The sequence below is a fragment of the Candidatus Cloacimonadota bacterium genome (assembly GCA_019429305.1).
Lineage (GTDB): Bacteria > Cloacimonadota > Cloacimonadia > Cloacimonadales > JAJBBL01 > JAHYIR01.
The window spans coordinates 1-4795 of sequence record JAHYIR010000047.1 but is presented as its reverse complement, the minus strand read 5'-3'; the positions used below and the strand labels follow the sequence as shown (position 1 = coordinate 4795).

Sequence of the window (4795 nt, the reverse complement as noted above, 5' to 3'; positions counted from 1 at the left end):
ATCCGGAGACTAATATTGAATTCTTTCTGGTAAAACCGGCTCAGGTCAGGATAACGGTTTATAATGTCAGAGGTCAGATGGTACGAGTTCTGACAGAGGGTTATTATGAACAGGGTGTTCATAATGTTCTCTGGGACGGAAAGACAGAGAGCGGCTCAAGAGCAGGAAGCGGAATGTACTTTTATAATATGAAGAGCGGAGATTATACTTCTACAAAGAAGATGATTCTGTTGAAATAAGCCCGTTGCCTTGTTAGTGAATAGTTGACCAAAGGGAGTAAAAGCAAGTCCGTTGGAAGTTTCAGTAAGAAGGATGGAAAATCTGGTTTTTGGTTTATTGGTTGTATGAAAAAGAGATTAGACAATATTACCAAAAGCGGAATCAGTGTTCGAAAAATCTAGTTGGCTCTCTTTTGCTATGGTTAGTTACTATCTTATTCCGGGTTCTTCATGTAAAAAATATACTTATTGAAGCAAGTGATTTCCTGCTTGCCCTTCTTCATGTCATACTCTAATAATAATTGGATACTACCTTTTATTGATTCTATTGAGGAGAGCTAAATAATCAATGTTAAATTGGAACTCATAGATAATTAGACCAATTATAGTCATAAAAAATTGGACTAAGACAATATAATATTTTACGTAATGTGGTTATCAGAGAAATAACTGTAACTATCGGAAAATATAAAGATATATATTGACAAGTTCGTCAACACTAATATTATTGATTCATAAAAAGAGTTTCCTTGAAATACAAGTGGATGTGAATTTGCTGTTATTAGTAGTAACGAGATCATTTTTAAGTTTCAAACATTCTCTTTCAAGGAGTGGTGAATGATAAAATGTCTAAAGTTTTTATGGGCGTATTCTCTTAATAGATTATTTCTCGCATTAGAGATAGTAGGGCGACTTTGTTTTAACCATGGTTTTATTTCTATAAAAACAGATCTTTCTATGTGTATTAAATGCATTCATCTGGGTCTCTCTGTAGCGCAGCAGAGAGACCAGAAAAGACGCATAAATTTGAACCAAAAAAATCATTATGATAACTTCATTATGAATAGGTTATACGAAATGTTCACTATAGATCAGAAAATTTATACTATCAATTAATAATCGGAATCAAGAAAAAAATGAAGTTATAATGAGCCACGAAAAAAGAATTAGGAGGAGCTATAATGAAAAACCTAATAAATAGCCTTGAAGATAAAGGAATACGAAGATTAATAATATCTTCTTTCTTTTTGATTATTGCATTGTCATTTTCATTTAACAATTTATTCGGCGAAGTTGATATAGAGTCTTATGAATTGTTTATAAAATTCAACATGCCTATTCAACCATCTACTCAAGACGGTATTCTATTTGTAGAAATTCCTGAATTTGATGATATTAGTTATAATTATGAGATAAGTGACTTTGAGTTCTTCCATTTCGATTGGTCAGCTAATATCCATTATTTACTTGCAATTATACTTGAAGATTTAACCATACATGAAGCGTTAGATATTTTCAATGAGTATGAAAAATTACAAAACCAATATTTCGTATACATTGAATTACATGGTCCCTCTAATCCTGCAGATATTCCCCATGAATTTCTCTATTATGATCAGGCAAATCCACCCTACAGCCATTATACAGATACTTTGGGATTAGTACATGACAATGGATATGGTGCAGATTGGATAGAAATATATAAAACCTTTCAGTATGAAGAAGATGGTACTTGGATTCAAAATTCAACGAGAAGATCTTTTTTGGAAAAACTATGCCCTCCGGGAACTGTCCATTTTGAAGTAGTAGATCCCCCAGATCCTTCGCTGGAATATTACTGGATAGTCAGAGCTCCATTGGGGATGTGGCATCATACCGAAATGTATAACAATACTTACCAGGCATGGCAATATGCAAAAGGGGACAATATAGTTGTACTAGTATCAGATGCAAAGGTTAATATTGATCATCCCGGGCTTGCCGGAAGGTTATTTACAGGATATCCGAATCACTATCACGGATATTCCACTCATGGAACTCATATAACTGGAGTGATATGCGCCGTTTTAACCGATACCCCTGAGACAACTTTGGGTCTAAATAGTGCTATTGGGATAGCGCCTGAATCACAGTATATCGCAATTGAATTCCGATTAAATCATCTTATTAACTTTTTAGGCACTCCTTATATAAATTATGTAAAAGTCCTGAACATGAGTTGGTCAAACACTATTTATGCGCACAGTGGAACTCAAACTACCTGGGATATGGTTCTAACCAATTTAACAAGTCATCCCGATCAAGGTGGTTTGGACATATTTGTGGCTTCAGCCCGTGCCTATAGTGCATCTTGGCGACCATCATCACCAAATGACCTCTATCCATACTCACTAGCTTCCGATTATGAAGGATTCATGAGTGTAGGAGCTCTTGACCCACATTGGACAGTGGTTTCCTCTTGGACAGGAGACTTGGATTCTTTAAATGTATCTGAGGCACATTTCAAATCGAGCATTAACGCTCCTGGACACCTTATCTGGACAACCGGTCCTAAAAATCAAAATACTAACAACTTTCAACTATCCTTTGCAGGAGCAACTTCGGGTGCCAGTCCACAGGTAGCCGGTGCAGCTGCATTGATAAGATCACGTTACCCATGGATGACTGCTGCTCAAACTGAACGTCAGATTACTCTTGGAGCTAAAAATCTTGACTTAATAATTGAAGCTAATCGTCAACCTGGAAGTCCCGTTGCGAATTGGAATGTACCCGATCACTTTTGGGGTGCAGGGACTCTTGATGTTCTATCGGCACTTTATCTTCACGGAGATTTTACTGAGTATTTTGAACAGACCGATCCTAATGAGACAATGTTACTCGGAAAAGAGTTTGAATTGATAAACTCTTCAATGTATATTCAAAGCGGTGTTGTTAGAATTGAGAAAGATGCTGTCGTAACCTTTACTTCATCTGAGCTTGTTATTGGCGACGGTGTGGAAATAATCTTCGAGGGGAATTCAAGATTAGTTATCGATCAGTTTTCAGAAATTACTATAGGTAATGATGTTGTTATTATTGGATACGGAGAAAACCCTTATTTAAACGAAAATAATGTTTTGGTAGTTTATGGTTCCGGTCAGGAAAAATTATTGGAGAATCTCACTGTAACTAATTGTCTTTTAAAATTTGTGAAAGTTGATTTAACTATTCGAAATTCAACATTCGATTATTCGGGAATTCATGTATATGATGGAGATCTTGACATTTCCGGATCAACCATAGATAACAGCTATGGGCACAGTGTCTTAGTCGCTCAAGCTACCAATGTTGATTTGAATGGTATGAACATATCAAACAGCGGTGGTACAGGAATACAATTAAATGAAGTAAATCAGAGTATTCTGATAGAAAATGTGAATATACAAAACAGTTCCAGGAATGGTATAAATATATCAAACACACATCCCATAAGCAGACGTTTCAGAATCACTGATAGTTTGATTGAAAACTCAGTGTTACCTGGTATCTTACTGTATAATTCCACTGGATTAAATATCAAAAACGTCATAATCAGAGATAATAAAGTGGGTGTAATGGTTCTCAACAAGAGTTCTGTCAGGCTTGAAGATTCGATAGTGAGAAATAATGAAAATCAAGAAGTCTACTATGACTATTCAAGTACTCTCCTATTTGATGACGGTTACAACGAGATCTATGATAACAGTTACACATATGGAGAACCCAATCAGTATTTAGTTTTCAGATTAGAAGGAGTAGATGGCTTAGGTGAACGAGAGACAGTTTATATGAGGAATAATTATTGGGGCTATTTAAGTCACGGCGGTATAGCAATAGAACCTCCTGAATATAGATTTAATCCTCCCTGTCTTACCGAAGCTTACATTATTACCCCTCTTTATACACCTAGTCATACTCGTCAGGATAACGAAGCGACAGATGCACAAATCATCTTTTTAAGTGCGATGAGTGAAATGGAGGAAGAAAACTACACAACAGCAGAAGTTTTATTAAAGGAGCTGATAGAAGATTACAGTAGTGACGAATATGCAATGATTGCAGCTAAGTATCTGGTTTTTAGAATAGGAAAATTAACCGATAACTACACAGGAGTTAAGAATTACTTGCAAAACTTGGATTTTGAGAGTACTTTACCAGATTTCGCTAACATTATTCTCTATCTTACTAATTATTGTGATATCTATCTCCAAGACTATAATACAGCTATATCTTGGTTCGAAGACTATATCGATAATCCTCATACTCAAATAGATTCGGTATTTGCCATGATCGATCTGGCTTATACTTATCTATTATCTCAAGACTCAGGACGTAGTAGTGTGTCTCTGAAGTACAAAGAGTGTGCTGTTAGGAATATTCATGAATATCACAACCTTCAGAGTTCTCTATTAGATAATTTCCTTTTTGGTTTTGGTAATGAAACGGAGGAAGGAGAGCTGCCTGAGAATAGATTTTTCGTCCTAAATCAATCGTATCCAAATCCTTTTTACCCGGGGAATCCCACAAGAAGCGGTGGTGTAACTATTTCTTTTACTATTCCGAAGAGTTCTAATGTAAAAATATCAGTTTATAATATCAAAGGACAGCTTGTAGAAACAATTTTTTCCGATTTAATGGAAGAAGGAAGTCATCAGGTTGTTTGGAGTCCAAATACAAAAAATGGTAGAAATGTTGCATCGGGGATTTATTTCTACAAGCTTGAAGCTGGTAATCATTCACAAGTGAGAAAGATGCTCATTTTAAAATAATGGTCACAA

2 protein-coding genes are annotated in these 4795 nt (G+C 35.6%); both read left to right on the top strand.

Annotation, left to right across the window (positions count from 1 at the left end; all coding sequences use genetic code 11):
- A partial coding sequence (locus tag K0B81_09650) for a T9SS type A sorting domain-containing protein (protein ID MBW6516856.1) occupies positions 1 to 239 on the top strand: 239 nt, incomplete at its 5' end.
- 941 nt (positions 240 to 1180) lie between these two features.
- On the top strand, positions 1181 to 4786 hold the full coding sequence (locus tag K0B81_09645) for a S8 family serine peptidase (GenBank protein ID MBW6516855.1): 3606 nt from the start codon (positions 1181 to 1183) through the stop codon (positions 4784 to 4786).
- Positions 4787 to 4795: the final 9 nt, after the last annotated feature.

Excerpts from the sequence above, each read along its gene's own strand:
- K0B81_09645 (MBW6516855.1), top strand. The coding sequence starts at position 1,181 with ATGAAAAACCTAATAAATAGCCTTGAAGATAAAGGAATACGAAGATTA.